General features: G+C 65.6%; 29 protein-coding genes and 1 pseudogene. 16 read left to right on the top strand and 14 right to left on the bottom strand.

The annotated features are described in order from the left end of the window. Positions 1 to 24 precede the first annotated feature (24 nt). Positions 25 to 387 (top strand): LysR substrate-binding domain-containing protein, encoded by a 363-nt coding sequence (locus tag AB4Y44_RS07095; protein ID WP_368699076.1) that lies wholly within the window; start codon positions 25 to 27, stop codon positions 385 to 387. 110 nt (positions 388 to 497) lie between these two features. Then, positions 498 to 908 carry a hypothetical protein gene (locus AB4Y44_RS07090; RefSeq protein WP_368699075.1) on the top strand — a complete coding sequence of 137 codons (411 nt, stop codon included), beginning with the start codon at positions 498 to 500 and terminating at the stop codon, positions 906 to 908. A gap of 28 nt (positions 909 to 936) precedes the next feature. Here the strand turns inward: AB4Y44_RS07090 and AB4Y44_RS07085 are convergent, their stop codons facing one another. Beyond that, on the bottom strand, positions 937 to 1839 hold the full coding sequence (locus AB4Y44_RS07085) for a LysR family transcriptional regulator (RefSeq protein ID WP_342924539.1): 903 nt from the start codon (positions 1837 to 1839) through the stop codon (positions 937 to 939). A gap of 120 nt (positions 1840 to 1959) precedes the next feature. Here AB4Y44_RS07085 and AB4Y44_RS07080 point away from each other — a divergent pair, with 120 nt between their 5' ends. From AB4Y44_RS07080 to AB4Y44_RS07065, 4 genes are all read left to right on the top strand, one after another. After that, a complete protein-coding gene (locus AB4Y44_RS07080; protein ID WP_368699074.1) occupies positions 1960 to 2481 on the top strand; it encodes an SRPBCC domain-containing protein in 522 nt (173 codons plus the stop codon). Then, positions 2478 to 3491 carry an NAD(P)-dependent alcohol dehydrogenase gene (locus AB4Y44_RS07075; RefSeq protein ID WP_368699073.1) on the top strand — a complete coding sequence of 338 codons (1014 nt, stop codon included), beginning with the start codon at positions 2478 to 2480 and terminating at the stop codon, positions 3489 to 3491. Before AB4Y44_RS07080 ends, AB4Y44_RS07075 begins: the two co-directional genes overlap by 4 nt. A gap of 221 nt (positions 3492 to 3712) precedes the next feature. Continuing rightward, positions 3713 to 4024, top strand: a complete 312-nt coding sequence (locus tag AB4Y44_RS07070; protein ID WP_342924536.1) for a high-potential iron-sulfur protein — start codon at positions 3713 to 3715, stop codon at positions 4022 to 4024. Between the two features lie 58 nt (positions 4025 to 4082). Beyond that, positions 4083 to 4280 (top strand): hypothetical protein, encoded by a 198-nt coding sequence (locus AB4Y44_RS07065; RefSeq protein WP_368699156.1) that lies wholly within the window; start codon positions 4083 to 4085, stop codon positions 4278 to 4280. Positions 4281 to 4340: 60 nt separating this feature from the next. On the opposite strand, the gene AB4Y44_RS07060 is transcribed toward AB4Y44_RS07065, so the two are convergent. The 3 genes from AB4Y44_RS07060 to AB4Y44_RS07050 form a co-directional block, all read right to left on the bottom strand. Further along, entirely contained in the window at positions 4341 to 6521 is a 2181-nt protein-coding gene (locus tag AB4Y44_RS07060) for a glycoside hydrolase family 28 protein (RefSeq protein ID WP_368699072.1), read from the bottom strand. A gap of 251 nt (positions 6522 to 6772) precedes the next feature. Next, on the bottom strand, positions 6773 to 7183 hold the full coding sequence (locus AB4Y44_RS07055; protein ID WP_368699071.1) for a cupin domain-containing protein: 411 nt from the start codon (positions 7181 to 7183) through the stop codon (positions 6773 to 6775). 83 nt (positions 7184 to 7266) lie between these two features. Continuing rightward, positions 7267 to 8109, bottom strand: coding sequence for a helix-turn-helix transcriptional regulator (locus AB4Y44_RS07050; protein ID WP_368699070.1), 843 nt, complete (start codon positions 8107 to 8109; stop codon positions 7267 to 7269). Positions 8110 to 8365: 256 nt separating this feature from the next. Here AB4Y44_RS07050 and tatA point away from each other — a divergent pair, with 256 nt between their 5' ends. Next, entirely contained in the window at positions 8366 to 8593 is a 228-nt protein-coding gene (gene tatA / locus AB4Y44_RS07045; protein WP_368699069.1) for a Sec-independent protein translocase subunit TatA, read from the top strand. Positions 8594 to 8629: 36 nt separating this feature from the next. Here tatA and AB4Y44_RS07040 read toward each other — a convergent pair whose 3' ends face one another. Further along, entirely contained in the window at positions 8630 to 9280 is a 651-nt protein-coding gene (locus tag AB4Y44_RS07040) for an ureidoglycolate lyase (RefSeq protein WP_342924531.1), read from the bottom strand. Between the two features lie 93 nt (positions 9281 to 9373). Between AB4Y44_RS07040 and AB4Y44_RS07035 the strand changes: the two genes are divergently transcribed. Together AB4Y44_RS07035 and AB4Y44_RS07030 are read left to right on the top strand one after the other, a co-directional pair. Then, positions 9374 to 10291, top strand: coding sequence for a LysR substrate-binding domain-containing protein (locus AB4Y44_RS07035; RefSeq protein ID WP_368699068.1), 918 nt, complete (start codon positions 9374 to 9376; stop codon positions 10289 to 10291). A 102-nt stretch (positions 10292 to 10393) separates the two neighbouring features. Continuing rightward, positions 10394 to 10756, top strand: coding sequence for a BON domain-containing protein (locus AB4Y44_RS07030; RefSeq protein WP_342924529.1), 363 nt, complete (start codon positions 10394 to 10396; stop codon positions 10754 to 10756). 62 nt (positions 10757 to 10818) lie between these two features. On the opposite strand, the gene AB4Y44_RS07025 is transcribed toward AB4Y44_RS07030, so the two are convergent. Then, complete coding sequence (locus AB4Y44_RS07025; RefSeq protein WP_342924528.1) at positions 10819 to 11139, bottom strand: DoxX family protein; 321 nt, start codon at positions 11137 to 11139, stop codon at positions 10819 to 10821. Between the two features lies 1 nt (position 11140). Beyond that, complete coding sequence (locus AB4Y44_RS07020) at positions 11141 to 11521, bottom strand: DUF4267 domain-containing protein (RefSeq protein ID WP_368699067.1); 381 nt, start codon at positions 11519 to 11521, stop codon at positions 11141 to 11143. A gap of 115 nt (positions 11522 to 11636) precedes the next feature. Here AB4Y44_RS07020 and AB4Y44_RS07015 point away from each other — a divergent pair, with 115 nt between their 5' ends. Next, positions 11637 to 12233, top strand: coding sequence for a TetR/AcrR family transcriptional regulator (locus AB4Y44_RS07015; protein ID WP_342924526.1), 597 nt, complete (start codon positions 11637 to 11639; stop codon positions 12231 to 12233). Positions 12234 to 12352: 119 nt separating this feature from the next. On the opposite strand, the gene acnB is transcribed toward AB4Y44_RS07015, so the two are convergent. Both acnB and AB4Y44_RS07005 read right to left on the bottom strand, forming a co-directional pair. Further along, complete coding sequence (acnB, locus tag AB4Y44_RS07010; RefSeq protein WP_342924525.1) at positions 12353 to 14938, bottom strand: bifunctional aconitate hydratase 2/2-methylisocitrate dehydratase; 2586 nt, start codon at positions 14936 to 14938, stop codon at positions 12353 to 12355. Between the two features lie 180 nt (positions 14939 to 15118). Continuing rightward, positions 15119 to 15505, bottom strand: coding sequence for a DUF3175 domain-containing protein (locus tag AB4Y44_RS07005; RefSeq protein WP_342924524.1), 387 nt, complete (start codon positions 15503 to 15505; stop codon positions 15119 to 15121). Between the two features lie 163 nt (positions 15506 to 15668). Here AB4Y44_RS07005 and AB4Y44_RS07000 point away from each other — a divergent pair, with 163 nt between their 5' ends. After that, a complete protein-coding gene (locus AB4Y44_RS07000; protein ID WP_342924523.1) occupies positions 15669 to 15959 on the top strand; it encodes a hypothetical protein in 291 nt (96 codons plus the stop codon). A 393-nt stretch (positions 15960 to 16352) separates the two neighbouring features. After that, positions 16353 to 16622, top strand: a complete 270-nt coding sequence (locus AB4Y44_RS06995) for a hypothetical protein (RefSeq protein WP_342924522.1) — start codon at positions 16353 to 16355, stop codon at positions 16620 to 16622. 112 nt (positions 16623 to 16734) lie between these two features. Here AB4Y44_RS06995 and AB4Y44_RS06990 read toward each other — a convergent pair whose 3' ends face one another. The 3 genes from AB4Y44_RS06990 to prpR all read right to left on the bottom strand — a co-directional run bounded on the left by AB4Y44_RS06990 (position 16735) and on the right by prpR (position 20245). Continuing rightward, on the bottom strand, positions 16735 to 17580 hold the full coding sequence (locus AB4Y44_RS06990; RefSeq protein WP_342924521.1) for an alpha/beta hydrolase: 846 nt from the start codon (positions 17578 to 17580) through the stop codon (positions 16735 to 16737). A 16-nt stretch (positions 17581 to 17596) separates the two neighbouring features. Next, positions 17597 to 18211, bottom strand: coding sequence for a LysE family transporter (locus AB4Y44_RS06985; RefSeq protein ID WP_342924557.1), 615 nt, complete (start codon positions 18209 to 18211; stop codon positions 17597 to 17599). A 72-nt stretch (positions 18212 to 18283) separates the two neighbouring features. Continuing rightward, positions 18284 to 20245, bottom strand: a complete 1962-nt coding sequence (gene prpR / locus AB4Y44_RS06980; RefSeq protein ID WP_342924520.1) for a propionate catabolism operon regulatory protein PrpR — start codon at positions 20243 to 20245, stop codon at positions 18284 to 18286. 196 nt (positions 20246 to 20441) lie between these two features. On the opposite strand from prpR, the gene AB4Y44_RS06975 reads away from it, so the two are divergent. Together AB4Y44_RS06975 and AB4Y44_RS06970 are read left to right on the top strand one after the other, a co-directional pair. Beyond that, a complete protein-coding gene (locus AB4Y44_RS06975) occupies positions 20442 to 21326 on the top strand; it encodes an oxaloacetate decarboxylase (RefSeq protein ID WP_368699066.1) in 885 nt (294 codons plus the stop codon). 74 nt (positions 21327 to 21400) lie between these two features. After that, a pseudogene (locus tag AB4Y44_RS06970) lies at positions 21401 to 21679 on the top strand (alpha-ketoglutarate transporter); the annotation flags it as partial. A gap of 99 nt (positions 21680 to 21778) precedes the next feature. Here the strand turns inward: AB4Y44_RS06970 and AB4Y44_RS06965 are convergent. Then, complete coding sequence (locus AB4Y44_RS06965) at positions 21779 to 22759, bottom strand: GNAT family N-acetyltransferase (RefSeq protein ID WP_368699065.1); 981 nt, start codon at positions 22757 to 22759, stop codon at positions 21779 to 21781. A gap of 190 nt (positions 22760 to 22949) precedes the next feature. On the opposite strand from AB4Y44_RS06965, the gene AB4Y44_RS06960 reads away from it, so the two are divergent. Next, positions 22950 to 24884 carry a potassium transporter Kup gene (locus AB4Y44_RS06960; RefSeq protein ID WP_368699064.1) on the top strand — a complete coding sequence of 645 codons (1935 nt, stop codon included), beginning with the start codon at positions 22950 to 22952 and terminating at the stop codon, positions 24882 to 24884. 21 nt (positions 24885 to 24905) lie between these two features. Here AB4Y44_RS06960 and AB4Y44_RS06955 read toward each other — a convergent pair whose 3' ends face one another. Continuing rightward, a complete protein-coding gene (locus AB4Y44_RS06955; protein WP_342924516.1) occupies positions 24906 to 25460 on the bottom strand; it encodes a type 1 glutamine amidotransferase domain-containing protein in 555 nt (184 codons plus the stop codon). A 233-nt stretch (positions 25461 to 25693) separates the two neighbouring features. On the opposite strand from AB4Y44_RS06955, the gene AB4Y44_RS06950 reads away from it, so the two are divergent. Next, on the top strand, positions 25694 to 26074 hold the full coding sequence (locus tag AB4Y44_RS06950; RefSeq protein ID WP_342924515.1) for a hypothetical protein: 381 nt from the start codon (positions 25694 to 25696) through the stop codon (positions 26072 to 26074). Positions 26075 to 26125: the final 51 nt, after the last annotated feature.

Here is a 26125-nt window from a genome sequence, read left to right as displayed (position 1 = left end):
CACCGGCTGGCGGGGACGCGGGCGGTGTCGCTCAAGCGCCTCGCGGGCGAGCCGTTCATCTTCGTGCGGCGGCCCGGCGCCGCCGGCATGTACGCCGATTTCGTGCGCGCCTGCGAAGCCCAGGGCGTGCAGTTGCGCGTGGTCGACGAGGTGCCGCGCATGGTCACGGCGATCAATCTCGTGGCCGCGGGCGGCGGCGTGACGCTCGTGCCGGCTTCCATGCGGTGCTACCAGCAGGAGAGCGTGCGCTACTGCCGCGTGGCTGGGGACGAGGCGTTTCGCGCGCCGCTTCATATCGTGACGAAGTCCGCCGTGCGCAATCCGGCGGTGGAGCGGTTCCGCGAAACCGTGTTGGTGTTTGCGGAGCGCTCGCGCGAAGGCTACTAAGGCTTTCAAATATTTTCGTTGCGCCCCTTTCGGATTGCGCCGACCTGCCGTTAACCCGTATGCCTCGATACGGGCGCCAGGCGCAATCACAAGAGCAAAACGAACCAACAGTGGCAACGAGAATCATCGAAGGAGCGGCAGTGCGGGCCGCCGCCGGGCGCGAGGCGCCCATTGCAGGCCGGCCGGCTGCCGTGCGCCTGCTCACCAGGCTGCGCGAGCACAAGGCGCGGGTCCTGCTGCTGGCCGTCGCGGCGGGCTGTGTCGTCGCGTTCGCGGCGTGGCTGGACGACCAGTTGCGGCCCGCGCTCGAAGCGCGCGAACGCAACGAACTGAGCGAGGAAGCGGCCGAGGAGATGCGCGCGGCCGTTGCGCCCTGCGTGCCCAGCGCGGGGCACAGCCGTACGTCGTGGTGCGGCGCCGTGAGGATCGTGCCGCCACCGCCAGGACCCGTTACGCCGCTTCCTCTCATCGCGGGTGCGCCCGCGGCGTTCTGCACGGCCAACGGCAGCCCGTCCTGCTGAGGGCATCGTGCGCGCCGACGTGACGACGTCACCCCGGCGCCTCGCCCGCCAACGCCTCACACGTCTCGAACAACAACGCCCGCGCCCACTGATGCCCAGGCGAGCGATGCGTGCGCTCGTGCCACGCGAGCGTCTTGGTGAATCCCGGTATCGCGAGCGGCGGTTCGACTACGGCGAGCCCGTGCGCGTCCTTGACGAGCCGTGACGGCACGACCGCGATCAGATCGCTCGTCAGCAAGATATCGGGCAGCACGAGAAAGCTGTTCACCGACACCGTCACGCGACGTGTGCGCCCCACGCGCGTCAGCGCCTCGTCCGTGACGCCGCTCAGGCTCCCGCCCGCATACGAGACCAGCGCATGATCGAGCGCGCAAAAGCGCTCCAGCGTGAGCCGCCGCTGGGCGGCGGGGTGATCGGCGCGCATCACGCACACGTAGCGCTCGTCGAACAGGCGGCGCGCGTGCAGGTCCGCGGGCGTGGTCTCCGGTGTGATCAGGGCCAGATCGACGTCGCCGCTTTCGAGTTGTGCCTGCAGGCGCTCGTGCTGCACCGGCACGACCACGGCGCGCACGCCGGGCGCCGTTTCCCGCAGCCGCGCGAGATACGGCACGACGACTGCGCGCAGCGCGTAGTCGGTGGAGGCGAGGGTGAGCGTCATCTCGGCCTCGGCCGGCGCGAAGGCCTGCGGCTGCAGCATCTGCTCGATCTCGCTCAACACCTGCTTGAGCGGCGCGGCCAGTTGCAGCGCGCGTTCGGTCGGCACGATGCCACGTTGCGAGCGCACGAACAGCGGATCGCCGAAACTCTCACGCAGACGCGTCAACATCGCGCTCACGGCCGGCTGCGTGAGCGACAGACGCTGCGCGGCGCGCGTGACGTTGCGTTCGTCGAGCAGGGCGTCGAGCGCCCGCAAGAGGTTCAGATCGAGCATTCTGATATCAGCACGGTTTATGGCGGAAATAATGATCCGCGATTGGATTTATTTCAACATAGCCCGCATGATTTCTCGTGTCCACCGCACCGAAACCGACAGCATCGAAAGGTAACGAACATGAACGAGATTCTCTGGCCCGAAGACTACTTGCCCGGCACGACCGATAACTTCTGTTCCAACGAAGTGATCGTGGCGGGCCTCTCCACTGCCGACGTCTGGCCGCTGCTCAACAACGCGACCGTGTGGCCGAGCTATTACGGCAATTCCGCCGATGTCGGCTTCCACGACGGCCTGGGCCCCGAACTGAGCGCGGGCGCGCGTTTTCAGTTCAAGACCTTCGGCTTTCCGGTGCAGGCCAAAGTGACCGAGCACGTGCCGCCTGCCGTGGGCCAGCCTGCACGCGTGGCGTGGCACGGCTGGGCCGAGGGCGACGAAGCAACGCGTCTGGACGTGATTCACGCATGGCTGATCGAAGACCTGTCCGGCGGCCGCGTGCGCGTGCTCACGCAGGAATCGCAGAAAGGCAAACCGGCTGTGACGCTGGCGAAAACGCGTCCGAATCCGATGATCAACGGGCACCAGGACTGGCTCGACGGCCTGATCGACGCCGCGCACAAGGCGAAGGGAGCACGGCCATGAAGGCCGCCGTGGTGCGCGCGCCGGGCGGGCTCGATCGCATCGAACTGCGCGATATCGCCGAGCCCGGCGCGCCAGGCGCCGGCGAGATCCGCGTGGAGCTTCACGCCACGTCGCTCAATTTCCACGATCTGCTGGTGGCCAATGGCGCGATCCCCACGGCGGATGGACGCGTGCTGATGTCCGACGGCGCGGGCGTGGTGTCGGCGGCGGGGCCGGGCGTGACAGAGTTCAAGCGCGGCGACCACGTCGTGTCGTGCTTCTTCCCGCAATGGGCGGACGGTTTGCCGTGGCAGGCCGTGGGCAACTTCGCGCAGACGCCCGGCGACGGCGCGGACGGCTTCGCGACCTTGCACGCCGTGCGGCCCGCGAGCGCCTTCACGCTCGCGCCGCGCGGCTGGACCTACGCGGAGGCGGCCACGATTACGACGGCTGGACTCACCGCATGGCGCGCGCTGGTGGTCGACGGCGGCCTCAAGGCTGGCGACACCGTGCTGACGCTCGGCACCGGCGGCGTGTCGATCGCGGCGTTGCAGATCGCGCGGATGATGGGCGCTTCGGTCATCGTCACGTCATCGTCGGACGAGAAGCTGGCGCGTGCGAAGGCGCTGGGCGCAGACCAGGTGGCCAACTACCGGCAACACGAAAAGTGGGGCGCGCTCGTGCGCGACATGACGGGCGGCAAGGGCGTGGATCACGTGATCGAAGTCGGCGGCCCGGGTACGCTCGCCCAGTCGATCGACGCGGTGCGCGTGGGCGGCCACATCGCGCTGATCGGCGTGTTGACCGGACGCGAAGGCACCGTGCCGACCTCCGTGCTCATGGCGAAGCAGGCGCGCCTGCAGGGCTTGATCGTGGGCAGCCGGCGCCAGCAGCAAGAGTATGTCGCGGCGCTCGACCAGGCTGGCATTCGCCCCGTGCTCGACCGGACGTTCGGGCTGGACGAACTGGCCGATGCGTTTCGTCATCAGCAGGCCGGGGCGCATTTCGGCAAGGTCTGCGCGGCCTGGTGAAACCGATGCGGCGCTGTTGTGGTGCCGCGTTTGCGTTCGTCATGAAAATTGCCTGGCATAGCGAAATAATTAAAAGCGCCATGCGAAGTGCAATGTTTCCGTTCTTTACAACGAATCACGAAGTAATATAAATAAATAGCACACGGAAAAAACACGAACGAATCGGCCAGCTGATCAGCAACAACGAGAGCCGGGTACGTTCCATGCTCAGGAGCCCCACCATGCCGCTTTCCCGTCGTCGCTTCATGATCCTTGCCGCCTCCGTGGCTTCCACGGCGGCGCTTTCCAGCGAGTCGCGCGCCGACGCGCCGGTGCTCTCCGAGAGCGACCCGACCGCCATGGCGCTCGGCTACAAAACCGACGCGAGCAAAGTCGACAAGACCAGGTTCCCGCGCTTTCAGGCGGGGCAGACCTGCGCGAACTGCCAGCTGTTCCAGGGCAAGCCCGGTGCGCCGAATGGTCCGTGCGCGACGTACGGCGGCAAGATCGTCGACGCCAAAGGCTGGTGCAATGCCTACGTGAAGAAGGCCTGAGCCATGCCCCGCTAGGGGTATGCTGCAAGCCATCGAGCAACGCGTTTCGGGAGGCGCCATGAAGGCGGTGTGCCCGCTGCACGGGCCAACGACCATCGTCGGTACTAACGCGTACGGGTTTCCGGTGTATGCGTGTTGCCGCGACGACATTCCCTTTGTCATGCCGCCGGACGCCTGTACGCGCGAACCGGTGGGCGCCGGAAACGAGCCGGCGCCGAAACGCCGGCAACCTCCGGCAGACAAGGAGCCACGCTGACGAACCGATCGCAGCGCACAGGGAACGCGCTTGCCCGCGTCCGTGTGCGTTGCGTCGGCGTCAGGTCGCCGGTGCGGTCAGCGAGGTGTTGTAGGTGGTGCCCGCGATCACCACATTGGTCAGCGTAATGCCGCTCACATTGCTCGCGAAGACCGGCCCCGGCGCGGCCGTCGCCGCCGTCGAAGGCGTGGTCGGCACCGCGCCCGTGCACACCGGGCTGCCGAGGTTGCAGTTCGAGATCGTGACGCCGCTGATCGGACTCACGGTCGGCACTGGCAGCGCACCGTTGTAGTCGACCGCCTCGGGGCCCTGCATGACGATCGCCTGGAAGCACGAGTTCGACCCGGCGACGAAGCCCGAAGGCATCGAGTAGGACACCGCGCCCGACACGTTGCTCGCGTTCACGTTGGTGATGTTGATGTTGCTGATCATCGATGGACTCCAGCGCACCGCGTCGCTGGACGGGCTGTAATCGCAGTCGAACGTGATCAGGCCGCCCTGGCCCGTCGACGGGCTCGTGGCGAGACCGGTCGCGCCCGTGCCCGTGATCCTGCTGATCGCGGCGCCCAGCGAGCCGCCGCCGTATTTCCCCGCGAGGTTTACGCCGTTGGCGAGCGTCACGCCGTTGATCCAGACGTTGTTGATGAAGCCGCCGCGGTTCATGTTGCTCTTGAACCGCAGCGCGATATTGAGCGGATTGCTCGCCCAGTTCTCGTTTTGCATCGTCAGATTGCGAGCGTAGACGTTGCGCACGCCCGCGCTCATTTCGCTGCCGATCGTCAGACCGCCGTGGCCGCTTTGCATCGTGCAGTTCTGCACGACGATGTTCTGCATCGGACCGTACTCGGTGTCGAGATACTTGCCGGACTTGATCGCGATGCAGTCGTCGCCGGTGTTGAACTGAACGTTTTGCACCAGCACGTGATTACACGCGTCCGGATCGAAGCCGTCGTTGTTCGGTCCGATGCTGTCGGCAAACACGCCGTCGATCACCACGTTCGTGCAATCGGTGGGATGGTGCTGCCAGAACGGCGTGTTCTGCGTGTGGTAGTTCTGCAGATACACGTTGGTGCAGCCGATGAACTCGATCATGCACGGACGCAGATAGTGACCGTTGCCGAAAATGCGGTTCTCAACGGGCACGCGCAGCTCGGAAAGCGCGGGCAGATAGTTCTGGTCCTGGTTCCAGCCCGTGCCCGTGAGCAGGGTCATCAGCGACGTCGTCACGCCGTACTGATTCGCGAAGGAAACGTTCGCCTGCGGGTTCTGGATCTGGCCAGCGGCGAGGCTCGTTAGCGCGACGTTGTTCGGATTCACATAGGCCTGAGAAGGTGTCGAGGAACCGGCGCAACCGTAGGTGTTGCTGCTTCCCTTGTAGGTCCACCAGCACGAGGTCGGCGCCTGGGTGCTCAGTTGCATCGGCGTCATCGCCTGACCGTTCAGCACGCAGGTGTTGTCGTCGGCGGTCACGGCGATGTTGGTCTGGCGGAATGCGTAGATCGGCGAGCCGAAATTCAGGCAGTCGTTCGCCTGCCAGCGCGTGTGGTAGAGATTGCCGTTCGCCGTCTTGTATGGGCCGTTTTTCGCATAGTCGGCAGGATTCGGGCTGAAATAGATCGTGCAGCCCGACTCCAGGTGGAGGTTCACGTGGCTCAGCAGCACGATCGGACCGCCGCAGTACCAGTTGCCGGCCGGCACCACGACGCGGCCGCCGCCGGCGCGGCTCGCGTCGACAATCGCGGCATTGATCGCGGTGCACGAGTCGTATTGCGTGCCCGTGTAGTCGCACGGCACCATCACGCCCGAGCCCGGGCTTTGCAGATCGCTGGTCGGATGCGCGGTCTGCTCCGAGCCGCCCGTCACCCATGGAATCTTGCCGCCCGGCCACGCGGTCGACGTAATCAGTGCGGAGGCGGGGAGTGTGCGCGCACCGTAGCTCGTCACGTGAAAGTCGGCGCGGGAGAACAGCGAGCGATCGACGTGGGCAAGCCTCCTGATGATCGCCGTGGCCTGGCCGTCCGGGCCCCAGATCGGGTCGCCGGCAGAGTGGCCGGGCGGCTGCGGAATCTTTCCTGCGAATGTGGCAGGCGTGGGAAACATGGAATCGGCTGCTGCCGCTGCGCGGCTGGCGGCGAGGAGGCTTGCGCCTGCGGACGCGCCGGCAAAGGCCATGAACGCGCGCCGTTTGGGCGAGGTGGGGGCTTCGGAGGACAGGGGATCGTCCTGGTCATGAGTTGCCATTTGATTCGTTATCCTATGTTGTCTCGCTGGATTGTTTTGCTGCAGGGGGCGTGGCTCGACTTCGGCGGCGATTGGGCCGCGTGGCGACGCCAATACGAAAGGAAGAGGCACGGTTACGGCGGCGAAATCGAACAGGAGCGGCTGACTCGATCACCCTGGATATTGTTGTCAGACGACATCGAAATCGTCAATCAGATTTATCCAGGTGGTGCACCTGGGTTTCCAGGATATGCCCTGTGGCCGTGGGTGGCTTACGGTATTGTAAATTTGTCAGACGAGCGGGGTGGCGTGTCGCCTGTGGGTACGATTCCCGCCGCCTCGACCATCAGGATCACCGTTTTCTCCGGCGCGCGCGGGCGATGCAGCAGGCCCTTACGCACGACGAACGCTTGCCCCGGGCTCAGATCGACGACCCGGTCCTCGAGATCGATCAGGAAGTGTCCGCTTACGACATAAAAGAATTCGTCTTCTGCGCCATGCTTGTGCCAGTGATATTCGCCCTGCACGACACCCAGCCGGACGACCGACTGGTTCACCTCGCATAGCGTCTGGTTGTACCAGGGGTGGCTGTTTGCCGCCACGAGGGCGGGCACGTCGATGATTTCGCCGAAGGAATAGAGGACGTCAAGGCGGGTCAGATAGGGAAGGGCATCGGGGCTCACATCGATCTCCAGGAACGTCTGTTCGTGTCGAACATGCGAGCCACTCTAGGCCGTGGCGGTGCTATGGGTCTTGAACCGGACCGTCAATCTTTGGTACGGGAGCGATCTTCGAGCAACTGCGCGCAGTACGCGCCTGGTGTCAGCCCCATGCTGCGCCGAAAGACGCGCGTAAAGTGGCTTTGATCGGCGAAGCCGGCGGCCTCGGCAATCGCGGCGAGCGAAAGGCGTCCACTCGTCAATTGAGCGCGGGCGAAATCGAGCCGCAGCTGGCGCACGTACTCCCCGACCGTACAGCCAACGTGCTTGCGGAATTCACGCGCGAGGTGGTCGGCAGAAACATGGTTCTCCGAAGCAATTTCATCGAGCGTCAACGTCTCGCGAAAGCGGTCGTGCAGCATGGCTTCCACGCGAGTGAGCCAGCGGCGCGAACCGCCAACCGTCGCCGCACGCGGAACGGACCGCTCGCACGCGGCGAGAAGTTCGAGTACCAGCCCTTCGACGGCCAGCGACGTCGCCGAATCCTGCTCACGGCATTCGCGGACCAGGCGGCGCATGAACGACAGCGGCGCGCCGCCTGCAAAGTCATCGGGACGATCGAGCACCCGGGTCCGGCCGCCGAGCCGCTGTGCCCACGAGGTCGAAAACTCGAGATGGAGGGCTTTGCCCCTGGCCCCGTACCAGGTGTTGGCATGGGGCACGCCTGCGGGGAAAAACGTCAGTGACATCGGCCCGTCTTCGCCGCGGCGTGCCGGCCACGATCGGGTTCCGCAGCCGTCCAGCACGAAACAGAAAAACGGATTGACATGCTCGTGCTGCGGAATGATCAGATCCGTGGCGAAATCGGTCTCCACTAGCGAGATGCCGTCACTACCGTATCGCAGGGAAGTGGTGCCGAAGTAGTCGCCCGGTTCAAGGACCCTAAGCATGGGAGGGCTCCCAAAGAGACGTTGCAGCCGATATTAAACGCTTGTCTGGAACCGCGCCTCCCCTTTGTATAGGCGTGTATCTACAGGGCGCATGCGTACATGCGCATACAAAACCGCCGTTCCAGGAAACGGGCGAGACACATCCGCGCGTTCCAATACGCCTGCGGAACATCGGGCGATACGCCGGGTCGGGCCGCAACGTTCATGTCATTCGTCGCAAGCGACGCTTCCGACGGCAAAGAGAGGATTTTCAGTTATGGGTTCATTGAGCATCTGGCATTGGATGATCGTTCTTCTGATCGTGGCACTGGTTTTCGGTACGAACAAGCTACGCAACATCGGAGGCGATCTGGGCGTCGCGGTGAAGGGATTCAAGGAAGGCATGGCGCAAGGCGATACGCCTGAACGGCAGCCTGCATCGCTGCACAGCGATGCCGTCGACGCGGAAGCAAAGGACGTGACCCGCTCGAGCGACGTCCGCTAGCCTCATCCGTCTCCGTGCGTCTGCGGGTGCAACGCGCTAGTCGCGCGCGATGGCGGCCTCGAGCAGACAGCCGAACTCTGTCGCAAATTCGACCGAGACGCGTGCATGAACAGCACCTTGTTTGTCGAAGAATCGCTGCGTTGCCTCGAGCGTGAAGACGCCTTCGTGCCAGATGTTGGGGTGGATGTAGAGACCCTGGCGTCCGTCGAAGCGGAAGCACACGAACTTCTCCGGCGTAATGTCGTCGCCCGGCAATGCCAGCGGCACGTAGAACGGGCGGCGATCGAGCGGAAAGAACAGTTGCCCGCCGTCCGGGTGATAGTTCGCATGCCATATCAACATGCGTTCGGGGGCGGCGGCGTTGTCTTCGCGTGCGTCATCCGGCTCCGTTGCGTAGGCGAGAACATAGTTGCCGCCTACGGCTTCGTTTCGCCCGTAGAGAATGTCGCCGCGCCATTCGCTGACGAACGTGCCTTCGGTCGTGCCCGCTTCGTCGCCGGTTCCCGGGTCGATCGGTCTTGACCCCACTGCAGGCCACTGGACGATTTCCACCGCGCATGCGTGCGGGTCGTCCACCAGCTTGCCATAGCCGTTCAGCGTTGCCGTGGTCGCGTCGACCACGGGCATCGCCACTCGCCGCAGGCCCCGAGGGAGGGCGGGATTGAGGTAGTCGATCTCTTTGCTCATACGAATCTCACCAGGAATCAAAAGGGCGGGCAACCAGTACCGCAACGGCACCGAGCTTAGAGCGCGTACCCGTTGACAGTCAAATTAATACCGATGCTATATTTTCGCATTGAGATTTATAGGGTGAGATTCGACGTGGCGATGCGCTATTTCCAGCTCAGGGCATTCGATGCGGTCGTGCGCGAGGGCAGCTTTTCGAAGGCGGCGAATCTGCTCGGACTGACGCAACCGGCCATCACGGCCCAGATCCGCAATCTCGAAGAGGATTGCAAGCAGGCACTATTCATCCGCACGAATGAGGGCGTGCATCCAACCGATGCTGCGAAGCCGCTCTTTGAACTGACCCGGCAGATGTTTGCGGCGGAAGAGCAGATCGAGGACATGGTGAGCCGGGCGACGAGCTTCCGGCACGGCAGCCTCAAACTCGCCGCCGACGGGCCACAGGTGGTGCTTCAGGTAGTGGCCGCCTTTCGCGCGCAATACCCCGATATCGAAATTTCGGTCTCGTTCGGAAGCCAGCGCGAGGTCTGGGACGATCTGCTCGCGTATCGGGTCGACGCGGTGGTCGTCGGCAATGCCAGGAGCGATGCCCGAGTGGCGTCGATCCCCGTCGCGCGCCAGGACATGCGGGTGCTCGTGCCGGAGCATCATCCGCTTGCCGCGGCCGAAAGCGCGTCCCTCGGCGATCTCGGGGCGTATGCGGTGATTCGCCGGGAGGCGGGTTCCAACACCCAGCGACTGGTCGACGAAGCCTTGCGGCGTGCGGGAATGTCGCTGCGCACGGCGCTGAAACTGGGAAGTCGCGAGGCCGTTCTGGAAGCCGTCCGGCAAGGCCTCGGCATCGGATTCGTGCTCGAACGCGAGATTCCCGAAGGCGCGCGTTGCGTTGCCATCCCGGTGGCGGAACTGCGCGGCTGCAATATCGATTCGGTGGCCTGCCTGCACAGCCAGCGCAAGCGAGGAATCGTGCAGACCTTTCTGGGCGTGGCGGCGGCATCCGCGGCCGTGTAGTGCGGCGGCGCGATGCGAGCGCCTTCGGAGCGGGTGTTCGCATGGTGGTGCAATATGGGTCGCGGCCTGCGCGTCCCTGCGCGGCACTGTCAGGAGTGGGTCATGAAATCGAATCTGCGATGCGCCGTGTTTGCGTCTTTTCTGTTGACCGCCGCTGGCATGGCGCATGCCCAATCGGCAAATGCGCCGACGGACGCGTCGATGGCACCGGCCACGACCCAGGCGGCGCCCAGCGAGAAGAAGGCGGACCGCGCACTCGCCCGTGCCGTGCGGCGCGCACTGTCGAGGGCACAGGGATTCAACGTTTCCGGCGTTTTCGTGCGCGCGCGCAGCGGCGCGGTGACGCTCAGCGGCACGGTTCGCACTGGCGACCAGATCCGCCAGGCGGAAGACGTTGCGCGCTCGGTGCAGGGTGTGACTTCGGTGACGAACAGACTGACGCTCTTTCACGGCGGGAATGGCTGAATACGCCGCGTTGGCATTCGCGCGCTGATTGTGCAGGATGTGCAGATCAGCGCGCGGCCCTTTCAAGCGGAGATTCCTGCGATCGCGATCACAGCGACAAACACACCCAGCGGCACAAGGTGCGAGAAGTCGCGGTGACGCAGAACGGTCAACACCGCAGCTGCAATGATGAGCGCCCCGAGCGCCAGGCCAATCATGCGAGTCGCCGGCAGCGCGATCAGAACGGCGGACAACATCTCCAGTGCGCCGGTCAAACGACCCCACCAGCGCGGGTAACCCCACCGGGCGTAATCGCCTTGCGACGCGGGCGTGCCGATCGCGTTGAAGAGACCTGCGCCGAAGAAGCCGGCGGCGAGCAGCCAGATCGAAAGCGTATGGACCATCTCAGCGCCCTCCCATCATCGTCGAAATCGCGGTGCAGACCATCAGCACGGCCGTCGCGCCATGCATGCCGAAGGCGCTTTTGGCGGAGCCCTTCGCGGCAAGAATCAGCAGCATGTCGCCAACCGGGATGACGGCTTCCACGAGCAGGACGATGCCGATCCCGAGCGGCGTGCCCCACACCATGAACGCCAGGACCGCCAATCCCGACGCAATGTCGCGCACGCCCTTGAGGCGAAGCCACCAGGCGGTGTTGGCGCCGTTTTCTGGAAGCGGCAGACCGAAACTGCGTGTCGCAGTCATCGGCCTCACGAGATATTGGGTGCCGATCGCGATAATCGCGAGGGCGAGAAACAGCGCCAGTCCGAACGAAAGCCAATGCATCGCAGAGTCCTATGCTTCATGGTGTAGTGGCGGAATATAATCTAGCATTGCTAGATTTTCAAGCTTCCGTATCATCGCAGGCCATGTGGACCATCGGGGTCAGGGAGAGGACAAGTTGAGTATTGCCGAGCGCAAAGGCAGGCAGCGGGCCGAGCGCGAGTCCCGCATCGTCGCGGCAGCGCGCGTGATCGCGGAGCGCGAAGGCTGGGATGCCGTCACGGTTCGCCGCCTCGCCGAAGAGATCGAATATAGCCAGCCGGTCCTCTACTCGCATTTCGAGAACCGGGACGCGATCGTCTCAGCCGTTGCTCTCGAGGGCTTTCAGGAACTCACGGTAGCGCTGCGGGAAGCGGCGCATGGAGCGGCGGGGCAAGAAAACGCCGTCGAGAATGTCGCCGTGGCCTATCTCGGCTTCGCAGCACGGTGTCCCGCGCTCTACGAGGCGATGTTCACGCTTCCGACCAATCTGCGGTTTGCCGACGCCGAAACGCGGCCGGAACTGCGGGCCGGTTTCGAAGCGCTCGCATCCGTCGTCGCGCCGTTCTGCGTCGATGTCGAGAACGTCACGGAGACCTTTTGGGCGGCCCTGCATGGGCTCGCCGAACTCGAACGCGCAGGCCGAATCCGGCCCGGCGCGCGGTTCGAACGCATCATGCTGGTCGTCCGGGCAGTCATCGCTTCCGGAAACAGCTCGCTCGACCGCGGCTCATAACGCAGGACCTCGGGGATCCAAAAAAAATGGCGCCGCAGGCATTCAGCCTGCGGCGCCACTGTCTGGTGCTACGGCGCGGATCTACAACCCAAACCCCGCGCCGTACTCCAGCATCACACTTACATCGTCACCGTGTCGGCCACTTCCTTGAAGTCGGCGATCTGGTCGAAGTTCATGTACTGATAGATCTTGTCGCCGTTGGCGTTGAGCACGCCCATATCGGCCATGTACTCTTCCTTGGTCGGGATCTTGCCCAGACGCGAGCAGATCGCCGCCAGTTCCGCCGAGCCGAGGTACACGTTCGTGTTCTTGCCCAGGCGGTTCGGGAAGTTACGTGTCGAAGTCGACATGACCGTTGCGCCTTCGCGCACCTGTGCCTGGTTGCCCATGCACAGCGAGCAGCCCGGCATTTCGGTACGCGCGCCAGCCGTGCCGAACACGCCGTAGTGGCCTTCTTCGGTCAGCTGCTTCTGGTCCATCTTGGTCGGCGGCGCGACCCACAGCTTGACCGGAATGTCGCGCTTGCCTTCGAGCAGCTTCGACGCGGCACGGAAGTGACCGATGTTGGTCATGCACGAGCCGATGAACACTTCGTCGATCTTGGCGCCGGCGACGTCCGACAGCGTCTTCACGTCGTCCGGATCGTTCGGGCAGGCCACGATCGGCTCATGCACGTCGGCGAGGTCGATCTCGATGACGGCGGCGTACTCGGCATCCGCATCCGGTTGGAGCAGTTGCGGATCGGCCAGCCATGCTTCCATCGCCTTGATACGGCGCTGCAGGCTGCGCGGGTCCTGGTAGCCCTGCGCGATCATCCACTTCAGCAGCGTGATGTTGCTGTTGAGGTATTCGATGATCGGTTCCTTGTTCAGGTGCACCGTGCAACCGGCGGCCGAACGCTCTGCCGATGCGTCCGACAGTTCGAACGCTTGCTCGACCTTCAGGTCGGGCAGGCCTTCGATTTCGAGAATGCGGCCCGAGAAAATGTTCTTCTTGCCTTGCTTGGCGACCGTCAGCGAGCCTTGCTTGATCGCCCACAGCGGGATCGCGTTGACGAGGTCGCGCAGCGTGACGCCCGGCTGCATCTTGCCCTTGAAGCGCACGAGCACCGATTCCGGCATGTCCAGCGGCATCGTGCCAGTGGCGGCCGCGAAGGCGACCAGACCCGAGCCTGCCGGGAAGCTGATGCCGATCGGGAAGCGCGTGTGCGAGTCGCCGCCGGTGCCGACGGTGTCGGGCAGCAGCATGCGGTTCAGCCACGAGTGGATCACGCCGTCGCCCGGACGCAGCGCGATGCCGCCACGGTTGCTGATGAAGTTCGGCAGCGTCTGGTGCGTCTTCACGTCCACCGGCTTCGGATAAGCGGCGGTGTGGCAGAACGACTGCATGACGAGGTCGGCCGAGAAGCCCAGGCACGCCAGGTCCTTCAGTTCGTCGCGGGTCATGGGGCCCGTGGTGTCCTGCGAGCCGACCGAGGTCATCTTCGGTTCGCAGTACGTGCCCGGGCGCACGCCCTGGCCTTCCGGCAGACCGCACGCGCGGCCAACCATCTTCTGCGCCAGCGAGAAACCCTTGCCGCTGTCGGCCGGCTGCTGCGGCAGGCGGAACAGCGTCGACGGGGCGAGGCCCAGCGCTTCACGCGCCTTGGCCGTCAGGCCGCGGCCGATGATGAGCGGAATGCGGCCGCCGGCGCGCACTTCGTCGAACAGCACGTCGGACTTGACCTGGAATTCGGCGATGACTGCGCCGTTCTTCAGGGCCTTGCCTTCGTACGGGCGCAGTTCGACCACGTCGCCCATTTCCATCTGCGACACGTCGAGTTCGATCGGCAGCGCGCCGGCGTCTTCCATCGTGTTGTAGAAGATCGGGGCGATCTTGCCGCCGAGGCACACGCCGCCGAAGCGCTTGTTCGGGATGAAGGGGATGTCTTCGCCCGTGAACCACAGCACCGAGTTGGTGGCCGACTTGCGCGAGGAGCCGGTGCCGACCACGTCGCCCACATAGGCGACCAGGTGACCCTTTTCCTTCAGTGATTCGATGAACTTGACCGGGCCGCGCTTGCCGTCTTCTTCCGGCGTGATGCCGGGACGCGCGTTCTTCAGCATCGCCAGCGCGTGCAGCGGGATGTCCGGGCGGGTGGTCGCGTCCGGGGCCGGCGAGAGGTCGTCGGTGTTGGTTTCGCCCGTCACCTTGAACACGGTGATGGTCAGGCTTTGCGGCACTTCCGGACGGCTCGTGAACCATTCGGCGTCGGCCCAGCTTTGCAGCACGGCACGGGCGTTGGCGTTGCCGTTGTCGGCCAGTTCCTTGACGTCGTGGAACTGGTCGAACATCAGCAGGGTTTTCTTCAGCGCGTCGGCAGCCACGGTGCCCACTTCGGCGTCGGAGAGCAGGGCGATCAGCGGGGCGATGTTGTAGCCGCCCAGCATCGTGCCGAGCAGTTCGGTGGCGCGAGCGCGCGAGATCAGCGCGCAGGCGGTTTCGCCCTTGGCCACGGCGGCCAGGAACCCGGCCTTCACGCGGGCGGCTTCGTCGACGCCTGCGGGCACGCGGTTGGTGATCAGGTCGAGCAGCGTCTGCTCTTCGCCAGCGGGAGGATTCGTCAGCAGTTCCACCAGTTCGGCGGTCTGCTGAGCCGTGAGCGGCAGGGGGGGAATGCCGAGCGCGGCGCGTGCGGCTACGTGAGCGCGAAAGTTTTCAAGCATTGGGGGACCTACTGGTATTGCGTTTGAAGGCGAAGGCTTTTCAGGCACTCCGAGGCTTTTCCAGGCACTGCTTTGAGCGGGATTTTAAGCGCAATACGATATAACGTCAAATGTCTTATGTCTTATATAAGAGTTGAGCCGCAGAGCCGATGCCACCGTGAAAAAGCCTGGAATTTTCCCTCAGGGCTTGCGGCCAAACGCTTCCCGCAGCTTTCCCTTGGCTTTCACGAGCGTGTCGCGCCGCGATTTGGGCAGATTTCTACCCGCGCGATTGATGTAGAAGTTCAGCATCGACATGGCCGACTGGAACGGCGTGCCCTTGCGCCGCCGGCTGTGCAGCGACGATTCCTTGAGCGAACGGGCGATCGCTTCGGCGCTGCCGGACCTGAATACGCCGGACTCGATGTCCATGGCGTCGCTCGTCTCGTTCACATGCTTCGACCATTTGTTCGTGGCGCCGCCCGCAGCGCTTTTCGTGTGACCTTTTGCGGCGCTCGCGTGGGCATGACGCTGCCGCGCGGGGCGGCCGCCCTTGCGCCGCGTAGCTGGATGGTGGCTCGTGCTCATGACTCCTCCTTTCCCATCAGACGATTCACCCGCTGCGCAAATGCAATACCGCCCGCACGGTAAGGTCAGATCCGGCACGCCCTATGCGGCCTCGCGGGTGTGCACGCGCGGCGTGAGGGAAAACGGCAGGTGCGCGTCGAACCGGCAAGGGAGGCAGTCGATCATGAAGTCAACTCCACGCTACGAAGTGAACGTCTGCGGAGGCGATTTCCAGCATGTCCGGGAATGTTTTCGCGAATGGAAAACCGAAACGCTTATCTACCGCAAGGACCAGAAGATGTTCGAGGGACGCAACGAAGTGCGTCCGCTGGAAAAGCGCGATTACGACAACACGGAACAGGCGCGCAAGGCGCTGCAGAACGCCTGCAGCCCGCACGACCGCTATGCGCTGGCTGCTGAAGTGAGCAACGGCGAGCGCGACATGTGGATCGTGATGGCGGCCTATCGGGAATGAAGGATGGGCGCAGGGCCGGCGCGAGACGGAGCGCGCCAGCGCCAAAGTGAAAGATCGGAGAGACGGGGAACGGGGTAGAAGAATTACAAGCGTGGCGCGCGGATTTGCAATTGGCGCGCGCAAGGGAGGGATCGGATGAAAAGCACTGCGAAATCGGCTGCCAATCTGGCAAGGCCGCGCGCCCGCTCCTGGCCGCGTTTGTGGCTGCTCGGCGCGGCCGCGCTGGCGCTCGGCTGTACGGCCTGCAAACGTGCGGACGAAGGTGCGCGCCCGCAAACCCAGAATTCTCCGGGTAGCCAGATGTCGGCGCCAGCCGGCGCGCAAGCGGCACCGGCGAGCGGTCCGAAAGAGTGAACAGGATGCCTCGCATCCACGCCCCTTAAGGAGCCGAGTATGGGTCTTTCGCCACAACACCCCAGGCCGGACGAGGCCAGCAAAACCGGCGACGAACTCGCCGCCGGCAAGCAACCGGCGCAGGAGAAACCCGCACGGGGTGCGCCGGGCAGCTTCGATCAACCGGAGTCGCGGCCCGAGTTCATGCCGCGCGAGGGCGGCCCGCATCCGGAGCAGACCGCAGAGGTGCCGCTCGGCCACCACGGCCGGGCGGAGCCGCCGGGGTCGTTCGGGCACAACAGCGCGCCGGTGAAAAGGAAGGGCGGTTAGTCCTGCGAAATACCGCGACGCGCTCGCAATGAGCGGCGCGTGGGCGAGCTCGCGTGGCGAGCGCCATTTGCCGGCGCGCCGCACGGCCGGTGTGCCGCAAGCAGCAAACCCGCTACGGCGCAAGCATCCACGCCGTGATGCCGTGCACGACGTCGCTTTCGATGCCGTTAAAGCCGTGATACGCGAACGCCCCGCACGGGTCGCCCCGCGAGGCGCCGCCGGAGACGAGCGTCAGCTTCGTTCTCGGCGCTTGCGTGAGCTTTTGCATGAGGGTGTCCGTTTCGGCTACCGGGCACACCTTGCAGGCGTCGTCCTTGTTGTGGACCACGAGCACGGGAATCTTGAGCGCGGCGAGGTTCATGCCCGTGACCGGGTCGCCGCCCCGGTTTTCGCGCAGGATGGTCGAGGTGAGCACGATGCCGTCCGGGCCTGCATCGTGGCTTGCGTCGTCTTTCGCGAGCGCAATGGCGATGGCCGCGACCGACTGCGTGCCGCGGCTCGTGCCGACGAGCCAGACCGGCACGTGCAGTTGTCCGCGCAACCATGCAATCACGGCGCGGGCGTCCGCGGCATGTTCGGGCGTGAAGCGAAAGCCGTCGAGGTAGGGCGGCGCTTGCCGGTCGCTCGGTGCGTCGATGACCGCCACGGCCACGCCGTCGTTCACGAACAGCATGCGGCTGCGCACGAGAAAATTGTTGGCGCCCCAGCCGAAGCTTCCCTGCGGGTCGAGTTGCAGGCCGCCGTGCCCGCCCGCGTAAAGAATCGCGACCGCCTTTGGCGCTGCCGGCGCAATGAAGAGAAAGCGCTGGGTGACGCCGGGCCGGGTAGGAATGTCGACGACCCTGGGCGTGCTTTGCGCGTGAGCCAGCGAGGACGCCGCCGCGAGCACGAACGCCAGTGTCAATGCCGACACCAGCGGCGCGGCACGCAGCCATCGCCAGGCCAGGCGCCCGCTCATGGCCGCGTGACCGGGCTCAGCGGCCTGCGAGCATGCGCCCGCCGAGTCCGATCAGCACGACGCCTACCACCGAGTCGAGCGCGGCTTTGCGCCGGACGAGGAACTGGCGCACGGTGGGATGCGAGGCGAGCAGGGCCATCGAGCAATACCAGGCGCATGAAATGAGAATGGCGATTACGACGACCGCCACTTCGAGCCAGCGCGGCGCGGCAGCGGGCACCATCAACGCGAAGATGCTGCCGTAGAACGCAATGGCCTTGGGATTCGTCATGCTGACGACGTAGCCCTTCTTCGCGGCGGCCCAGCCCGATGCGCCCGCCTGCGCCGCAACCTGCAAGGGCTGGCGCGCCGTGAGGAGCATTTTCGCGCCGAGCCAGATCAGATAAGCCGCGCCTGCGATGCGCAGCCCGGTGCCGATCCAGGTCACATGAGTGACGATCAGGCTCAGGCCTGCGATGGCGATCCATGCCCACGTGCCGGAGGCGGCGGCGAGGCCGAGGCCGGTCGCGAGGCCCGCGCGCCGCGAGGCCACCGCCGTGGAGGTGACGATGACGAAGTTCGGCCCGGGGCTGGCGACGCTCAGCAGCAGGACGCCCGAAAGCGCGAGCAGGACGTTGAAATAGTTCACGATGGGAGGTTCCGCGGCAGGTTCTATGCGCCTTCAATCGACGCATCGTGGAGGTTGTGATGATACTCCGTGCGCTCAGGCGCCCTTCATCAAGCGCCACAGCGTCGTGCGGCCTATGCCGAGCGCGCGGCTGGCAGCGGCACGATTGCCGCCGTTCGCGGCGAGCGCGCGCTCGACGTCATCCCGTGTGACCGGCGTGGCGTCGTCGCGCCGCGCGTCATTCGAGGCGGTCGCCGCGTGCCGCGGCGACTGGCTCGCTGCGTCGCTTTGCGCGAACTCCGGAAATACATCGTATAGCGAACTATCGCCGTGCGTGCCGCCGGTTTCGTCGGCGAGGAAGATGGCCGCGCGCGCGAGCAGATTTTCGAGTTCGCGAACATTCCCCGGCCACGCATAGCTCGAGAAGTACGGCGCGAACAGCATGAGCACGCGCTCGATCGCGGCGGCGCGCAGGGCGTAGCGATCGGCCATGCGTTCGAGCAGATGGCGCGCGAGCGCAGCGATGTCCTCGCGGCGCTCCCGCAAGGCCGGCAACGGAATATGCAGCAGATTGAGCCGGAAATACAGATCGGCGCGGAATACGCCTTCCTGCACCAGCGCGCGCAAGTCGCGGTGCGTCGCGGCGATCACGCGCACGTCCACGGGCGTGGCGCGGCTGGCGCCCAGCTTCATCACCTCGCGCTCCTGGAGCACACGCAGCAGGCGGCTTTGCAGCGCGGGCGGCATCTCGCCGATTTCGTCGAGAAAGATCGTGCCCGTATGCGCGATTTCGACGAGGCCAGGCTTGCCGCCGCGCCGCGCGCCTGTAAACGCGCCTTCCTCGTGGCCGAACAGCTCGCTCTCGATCAGCCCCTCGGGCAGCGCCGCGCAGTTGAAGGCGACGAATGGATTGCCGCGCCGCCGGCTCGCGTTGTGGATGCCCTGCGCGACGAGTTCCTTGCCCGTGCCGCTTTCGCCCGTGAGGAGCACGGTGGCGTCGTGGGCGGCGCTCATGGCCGCGAGGCGGCGGACGCGCGCCATGGCGGGCGCAACGCCGACCAGGTCGTCAAGTTCGTAGCGGGCCACGAGGTGCCGCGGCCGCTGGGTCGTGCGTAGCGACCGGTCGATGCGCTGCGCGACCAGCGCATCCTGCGCCGTGACCACCGCGCCCGAGCGCGCGCCTTGTTCGACGATCGGCACGCAGCTCACGATCAGCGAGCGCCCGCCGATCTGCTCGATGCGTTCATCGACTGCCGCATCGCCGCCGGCCACTTCGTGCAGCAACGGGCCCACCGAGCGGACCAGTTGCGCGCTCACATCGCGCGCGCGGTCGAGACCGAGCAGATCGAGCATGGCCGGATTGACCGCTTCGAGCTGACCGGCTGCGTCGAACGCGGCCACGCCGTCGCGCAGGTGCGCAACGATCGTGTTCAGGCGCACGCGCTTGGACTCCTTCTGGCGGCTCACGCGCGCCAGTTCCACGGAGCGCTCGAACGCCTCGTGCACCGCGCCCAGCGAGTAGAGGAACACGCTTTCGAGCCCCGCGGCCTGGGCGAGATCGCAGGCCATGCCGGGGCCGATGATGACGCGGCAGCCCTCGGCGGCGAGCACCGTGACGGCATCGCGCACTTCGTCCACCGTGCGATAGGCGCGCTGCGTAAGGCGCAGGTTGAGCCACGCGCCGAGGTCGGCGAGTTCGTGCGAGACGCTCTCGTGCAGGATCAGCCCGATCGGCGCGCCGGGCCAGGTGGCGTTCGCGTGCGTGATGCCGGCCAGCACGTCGAAGCCGTTCACTTTGACCATGACCACGGGCACGCTCAGGTTGTCGCGCAGGTACGCGCCGTTGGAGCCGGCGGCGAGCACCACGTCCACGGTGCCGGCTTCGATATAGGGCTGCAGCGCCGTGACGGCGTCGCCATAGCCTTCGCGCACGTTGAAGAAGCGTGCCTCGCTGGCATAGCGCGGCGCCACGGTTTCGCAGAGATTGCGCAAGCGGCTGATGCTCACGAGCGCGATGCTCGGGCGGCTGGCGCCCTGGGGCGGGCTGGGGGGAGGCACGGCGGAGTCCTCGCTACGAAAATTGGCGTTCTGGAACGTTTCATGAAACGTTCCAGAGATTGTGGCATGAAACGCCGGTCGTACGATGGGCCGCCTAAAGTATTGTTTTATATGGCTTGCGCCCAGCTTCCGCTGGTTGGCATACATCGTGCACATGTCCGAACCATCTCAAAACCCACTGAACGGAGTCATCGCGATGACCACTTCCACTGCCGCACGCCGCGCCGCGTTCCGCGCCAAGGTCAACGACCGCCGCGGCCTGCTCGTGCCGGGCGCCTTCAACGCCATGAGCGCCCGCGTGATCGAGGACGCCGGCTTCGAGGGGCTGTACCTCACGGGCGCGGGCGTCACCAACATGTCGTTCGGCCTGCCCGATCTCGGCTTCATCGGCTTGAGCGACATTGCCGAGCACACGGCGCGCGTGCGCGACGCGGTCAACCTGCCGCTCATCGTCGACGCCGACACCGGCTTCGGCAACGCGCTCAACGTGCGCCAGACCGTGCGCACGCTCGAGCGCAGCGGCGCCGACGCGATCCAGTTCGAAGACCAGGTGATGCCGAAGAAGTGCGGCCACTTCGCCAACAAGGAAGTGATCGGCGCGAGCGAGATGGTGGGCAAGATCCGCGCGGCCGTGGACGCGCGCGAAGACGGCAACCTGCTCATCATGGCGCGCACCGACGCGGCCGCCGTGCACGGCATCGAAGACGCGATCGCGCGCGGCCACGCGTTCATCGAGGCGGGCGCGGACATTCTCTTCATCGAAGCCACGGAAAGGCTCGAAGACATCGAACGGCTGCCCAAACTCATCGACGCGCCGCAACTCATCAACATCGTGATTGGCGGCAAGACGCCGGTGCAGTCGCGCGAAGCGCTGGCGGGCCTTGGCTACGCGCTGGTGCTGTACGCGAACGCGGCGCTGCAGGGCGCCGTGGTCGGCATGCAGCGTGCTCTCGGGCAATTGCGCGCGAATGGCCGCCTCGATGAAGACGCGACGATCGTCGCGCCGTTCGCCGAGCGCCAGCGCCTCGTGAACAAGCCGCTCTTCGACCGGCTCGATCGCGAGTACGCACCGAAAGACTAAACGCCACACCCCGGAATTTTGAAAAACAAGAGGAGGAGACACGCACGTCGAACGACACGGATTTCGGAGTCCGAATCGACAATCAGACGGTGGGAGCACACGCTGTGCCGAGCGCACGGCCACGCATCCGTTCGATCGTCGGGGGCCTGGCCGGCAACCTGATCGAGTGGTACGACTTTCTGGCGTACAGCATCTTTTCGATTTACTTCGCGAAGTCGTTTTTCCCGAGCGACAAGCCGACCGTGCAGCTCATGAACACGGCGGCCATCGCGGCCGTGGGCTACGTGGCGAGGCCGCTCGGCAGCTGGCTCGTGGGCTTCTACGCCGACCGCCACGGGCGCAAGTCCGCGCTCACGTGGTGGTACGTCACGGCCTGCGCGGCGATTTCGCTGATCGTGTATCTGCGCATGCCGGAAACGCGCGGGTGTCCGGCAAGCTCCGTGTGATGCGAGTCAATCGGCGCGGCGCCGCACGAAGCGCTGCTCCGTGACCTTCGTGCCCCACTGGTCGCCTTCGGACGCGTCCGCGAGGTGGAAGCCGAACGACTCGTACAGATGCCGCGCGGCGTCGAGGCCCTTGAAGGTCCACAGGTAAGTCTCGGTGTAGTGCGCATCGACGAACTGCATCGCGTTCGTCATCAGCTGCCTGCCGACGCCGGTGCCGCGCAGTGAGTCGTCCACGATGAACCAGCGCAGGTGGGCGACGCCTGCGTTGCCGCTCTCGTTCCCGTCGATGGCAAGCGAAGCCAGGACGCGATCGCGCTCCACCGCGAGCCAGAGCGCCTTGCCAACGGCTGGCAAGGCGCCGGCGAAATCGGCGAGTTCGGTCGCTACCTTCTTCTCGAAGTAAGCGCCGAAGCCCCAGTTCGCCGCGTAGAACCGCGCGTGCAGGCTCGCAATGTCGCCGATGCAGCCGGGCCGGTAGCCTTCCACGATCTGCACGCCCGCCGCCGGCGCGGTTGCGCTGGTCTCGTTGGGGTTGTTGTGCGCGAGCGCGTCGGCGTAGAGCGCGAGCGCCCGCACGAGCGTCTGCTGGTCGGCCGGAACGAGCCTGCGCAGCGCGTTCGACACCTGGTCCGTGGCGAAGCGGTCGATCTTCGCGCGCAGCTTCTGGCCCGCCGCGCTCAGGGTCAGCTCGGACGAGCGCGCGTCGTCGTCGGCGGTCTTGCGTTTGACGAGGCCAGCCGCCTCGAGCCGCGCGACTTGCCGGCTCGTGTTCGACTTGTCGAGCCGCAGGATGTCGCCCAGCGCCCTCGCGTTGATGCCCGGCTGCGCGCCGATCTCGATGATGGCGTGCACGGCGGAAGGGGCGAGATCGCTGTCGGCGAGCGTCGTCCGCATGAAGCCCAGCTCGCGCACCAGCCGCCGCGAGAACTCGCGCAGCTCGAGGATGGTCGTCTCGCGGGGCTGCGCGGGCACGTCGACAAAATCCATGATGGTCTCCGTTATGGTCTTCATGCGAATGGTTGCGAGTCGCAACCATTCGAACTCAATATAGGCGCGCCCGGCGGATAACGCAAGTTCGCCACGCGGCCGGGAAATTGCCGTTCGACCCTTGACTCGCCGAGGCGCAAGAGGAACGCCAATTGCGTGAAGGCAAAGCCTCCACGATCGCCGCGCAGCCATGCTTCAGGAACGCCTCAACCCGCCCGGAAACGCGCCGAAAGAGCGGGCGCGCAAGCAGGACAACGACGCTGGCCAGCGCGCGCTGGTGCTCGGCGCGCTCGGCGTGGTCTTCGGCGACATCGGCACGAGCCCGATCTATGCGCTGCGCGAAGCCGTGCAGACGGCACATTCCACGGCGCAACCGGTGGTGATGGGCGTGCTCTCCATGATCCTGTGGGCGGTGCTGATCGTCGTGGTGCTCAAATACGCCTCTTTCGTCATGCGCGCCGACAACGAAGGCGAGGGCGGCATCGTCGCGCTCACGGCGCTCGTGCGCGCCGGGTTCGCGAAGGCGGGGCGGCCCGCGCCGCGTCTGCTCGTGCTCGCGGGGCTCGTCGGCGCGGCGATGTTCTACGGCGACTCGATGATCACGCCCGCCATTTCCGTGCTCTCCGCGGTGGAAGGGCTCAAGGAAATCAATCCCGCATTCGGCAGCGCCGTGTTGCCGGTTTCATTGGCGATTCTCGTGGCGCTCTTCCTGTTCCAGTCGCGCGGCACCGCCGTGGTCGGGCGCACGTTCGGGCCCGTCATGGCGCTCTGGTTCCTGAGCCTCGGTGCGGTGGGCGTTTATCACATCGTGCTCGATCCGGCGATTCTCGCCGCGGCGTCGCCGGTCTGGGCCGTGCGGCTCGCGCTCACGCAACCCGGCCTCGCGTTCAGCGTGCTCGCCGCCGTGATTCTCGCGTTGACGGGCGCCGAGGCGCTCTACGCCGACATCGGCCATTTCGGCACGCGCTCCATCCGCATTGCGTTCTTTGGCGTCGTGCTGCCCGCGATCGTCGCGGGCTATTTCGGCCAGGCCGCGACCGTGCTGTTCGAGCCGGGCGGCGCCAGCCAGCCGTTCTTTCGCTCGGTGCCGCATTGGGCGCTCATTCCGGCGGTCGGCATCGCCATGCTCGCCACCATCATCGCCTCGCAGGCGGTGATCTCGGGCGCGTTTTCGATGACGAGCCAGGCCATCGAGCTGGGCTTCCTGCCGCGCATGCGCACGATCGAAACCTCGAGCACGCGGCGCGGCCAGATCTATGTTCCGGCGATCAACGCGGGCTTGCTCGTGGCCGTGGTGTTTCTCGTGCTGTTCTTTCGCAGCTCCGAGCGGCTTACGTCCGCGTATGGCCTCGCCGTGGCGATGACGATGGTGACCACGTCGATGCAGATGCTGTCCGTGTGCCGCGAAGTATGGGGCTGGCCGCGCATCGCCACGTGGCTCGCGTGTGTGCCGCTGCTGATCGTGGACGGCATGCTGCTGGCCGCGAACCTGCCGAAAATTCCCACGGGCGGCTGGTTTCCGGTTTCCGTGGGCGCGTTGCTGTTCATCACGATGAGTACCTGGAACCGGGGCCGCGAACTGGAGGCACGCCATGCGGCGCGCGGCGAGTCGGTGGACGACTTTCTGCGTGGCATCTGCGCGGCCGATCCGAAGCTGCCCCGTGTACCGGGCACGGCCGTTTATCCGGGCAACGCCCCCGGCATGACGCCGGCCGCGCTCGTGAGCAACGTGCGTCACAATTATGTCCTGCATCGCACGGTGATCGTGTTCGCCAATGTTTCGGAGTCCGCACCGCAGGCGGACGATGAGACGCGCATCGAAGCGCGCGACCTCGGCGCGGGCTGCTGGGAGATCGTCGCGCATCATGGCTTTGTCGAGCGGCCCAACCTGCCGCGCCTGCTGGCCGCGTTGCAGGGCCGCTTGGGCGACTGGCGTTTCGACCCGAAGCAAACCACCTTCTATTTGCCGCGCGACGAGGTGCTGCGCGGGCACGCCCAGCAGGACGTGAGCCGCTGGCGCGCGCGGCTCTTCGCGTTCATGTCGTATCACTGCACGTCGAGCGCCGAGTACTACGGTCTGGCTCCCGCGCATGTGGTCGAACTGGGTGTGCAGGTGGCGCTATGAGCATGACGTCGGCCCGCGCCGTCATGCCGTGCCCGCCGCCGCGGAAAGCGTGGAGATGATCTCCGCGTTGAAGGCGGGCAGATCGTCGGGCTTGCGGCTCGTGATGAAGTTGCCGTCGTGGACCATGGTCTCGTCGACCCACTTGCCGCCCGCATTGCGGATATCGTCCTGCAGCGAAGGCCAGCTGGTCATGGTGTGCCCCTCGACGATACCGGCCGAGACCGGCAGCCAACCGCCATGGCAGATCACGGCAATGGTCTTGTGCGCGTCGTTGGCCGCGCGCACGAACGCCTGGGCTTCCGGAATCAGCCGGATGGCGTCTGAGTTCACCACGCCGCCCGGCAACACGACGGCGTCGTAGTCATCGGCCTTCGCGCTGCCGAAAGTGCGGTCCACCTTGATCTTGCTGCCCTTGTCGACGTGACGAAAGCCCTGAATTTCACCGCTTTTCTGCGAGATCACGTCCACCTGCGCCCCCGCTTCCTTCAATGCGCGGCGCGGCTCGGTAAGTTCGACTTCCTCGAATCCGTCCATGGCAAGGATTGCGACCTTGCAGTTATCGAGCATGTTGGCCATTGCAATTTCCTCCTCGTTTGAGACCGTCTGAGACCGTTGAAAGATCGATTGAAACCGTTCTCAACCGCAGCAAGGCGGATGCCGCGCGGCGCGGGAAACGCAAACAGGCGCAAATGGCGCGCAGCCGGGCTCCTCTCGCCGGTGGCATGGCGTTTGCGGAACAAGAGGCAAGCGTGGCGCGGCCACCGGTTCGCCACGCAGCAGTTCCATCCACAACACTCAAGGAGAGCGAAATGAATGGATCGATCAAACAATTGCTGGCTGGAATCGTCATCGCAACGTGTTCGGCAGCGGCGCTCGCGCAGAGCGCTGGCGGAGGGGCAGGTGGAGCCGGCGGCGGTAGCAATGGCGTAGGCGCAGGCGGCGGCACGACAGGCGCGGCGGGCGTCAACACGGCGCGCCCGCCGGGAAGTGCCGCAGGCACCCGATATGAAAACAGCGGCTACGGCGCACCTGGCACCACGGCGACGGGCGGCGGCCAGGGAACGGGGACTGGCGCGGCGCCTGCGCCCGCACCGGGAACCCGCCAGACCATGCCGTATAACAACGACAATGGTTACGGCAATGGCGGGATGAGCACGCAGCCTGGCGGCGGCTCGCAGGGGAGCCAGTAAGAGACGGGGTGTGTAGTTAAACTAATTATTGAAGAAGAATCGGGGATGTAG

Origin of the sequence: Paraburkholderia sp. BR10937 (genome assembly GCF_040965695.1) — a bacterium.
Classification (GTDB): Bacteria; Pseudomonadota; Gammaproteobacteria; order Burkholderiales; family Burkholderiaceae; genus Paraburkholderia.
The sequence above is the reverse complement of the archived record's forward strand: the minus strand, read 5'-3'. Positions and strand labels throughout refer to the sequence as shown.

Bases quoted from the DNA above. Each gene is read 5' to 3' on its own strand.
- AB4Y44_RS07085 (WP_342924539.1), bottom strand. From the start codon at position 1,839: ATGCTCGATCTGAACCTCTTGCGGGCGCTCGACGCCCTGCTCGACGAA.
- AB4Y44_RS07080 (WP_368699074.1), top strand. From the start codon at position 1,960: ATGAACGAGATTCTCTGGCCCGAAGACTACTTGCCCGGCACGACCGAT.
- AB4Y44_RS07075 (WP_368699073.1), top strand. From the start codon at position 2,478: ATGAAGGCCGCCGTGGTGCGCGCGCCGGGCGGGCTCGATCGCATCGAA.
- AB4Y44_RS07070 (WP_342924536.1), top strand. From the start codon at position 3,713: ATGCCGCTTTCCCGTCGTCGCTTCATGATCCTTGCCGCCTCCGTGGCT.
- AB4Y44_RS07065 (WP_368699156.1), top strand. From the start codon at position 4,083: ATGAAGGCGGTGTGCCCGCTGCACGGGCCAACGACCATCGTCGGTACT.
- AB4Y44_RS07060 (WP_368699072.1), bottom strand. From the start codon at position 6,521: ATGGCAACTCATGACCAGGACGATCCCCTGTCCTCCGAAGCCCCCACC.
- AB4Y44_RS07050 (WP_368699070.1), bottom strand. From the start codon at position 8,109: ATGCTTAGGGTCCTTGAACCGGGCGACTACTTCGGCACCACTTCCCTG.
- tatA (WP_368699069.1), top strand. From the start codon at position 8,366: ATGGGTTCATTGAGCATCTGGCATTGGATGATCGTTCTTCTGATCGTG.
- AB4Y44_RS07040 (WP_342924531.1), bottom strand. From the start codon at position 9,280: ATGAGCAAAGAGATCGACTACCTCAATCCCGCCCTCCCTCGGGGCCTG.
- AB4Y44_RS07035 (WP_368699068.1), top strand. From the start codon at position 9,374: ATGCTATATTTTCGCATTGAGATTTATAGGGTGAGATTCGACGTGGCG.
- AB4Y44_RS07030 (WP_342924529.1), top strand. From the start codon at position 10,394: ATGAAATCGAATCTGCGATGCGCCGTGTTTGCGTCTTTTCTGTTGACC.
- AB4Y44_RS07025 (WP_342924528.1), bottom strand. From the start codon at position 11,139: ATGGTCCATACGCTTTCGATCTGGCTGCTCGCCGCCGGCTTCTTCGGC.
- AB4Y44_RS07020 (WP_368699067.1), bottom strand. From the start codon at position 11,521: ATGCATTGGCTTTCGTTCGGACTGGCGCTGTTTCTCGCCCTCGCGATT.
- acnB (WP_342924525.1), bottom strand. From the start codon at position 14,938: ATGCTTGAAAACTTTCGCGCTCACGTAGCCGCACGCGCCGCGCTCGGC.
- AB4Y44_RS07005 (WP_342924524.1), bottom strand. From the start codon at position 15,505: ATGAGCACGAGCCACCATCCAGCTACGCGGCGCAAGGGCGGCCGCCCC.
- AB4Y44_RS07000 (WP_342924523.1), top strand. From the start codon at position 15,669: ATGAAGTCAACTCCACGCTACGAAGTGAACGTCTGCGGAGGCGATTTC.
- AB4Y44_RS06995 (WP_342924522.1), top strand. From the start codon at position 16,353: ATGGGTCTTTCGCCACAACACCCCAGGCCGGACGAGGCCAGCAAAACC.
- AB4Y44_RS06990 (WP_342924521.1), bottom strand. From the start codon at position 17,580: ATGAGCGGGCGCCTGGCCTGGCGATGGCTGCGTGCCGCGCCGCTGGTG.
- AB4Y44_RS06975 (WP_368699066.1), top strand. From the start codon at position 20,442: ATGACCACTTCCACTGCCGCACGCCGCGCCGCGTTCCGCGCCAAGGTC.
- AB4Y44_RS06965 (WP_368699065.1), bottom strand. From the start codon at position 22,759: ATGGATTTTGTCGACGTGCCCGCGCAGCCCCGCGAGACGACCATCCTC.
- AB4Y44_RS06960 (WP_368699064.1), top strand. From the start codon at position 22,950: ATGCTTCAGGAACGCCTCAACCCGCCCGGAAACGCGCCGAAAGAGCGG.
- AB4Y44_RS06955 (WP_342924516.1), bottom strand. From the start codon at position 25,460: ATGGCCAACATGCTCGATAACTGCAAGGTCGCAATCCTTGCCATGGAC.
- AB4Y44_RS06950 (WP_342924515.1), top strand. From the start codon at position 25,694: ATGAATGGATCGATCAAACAATTGCTGGCTGGAATCGTCATCGCAACG.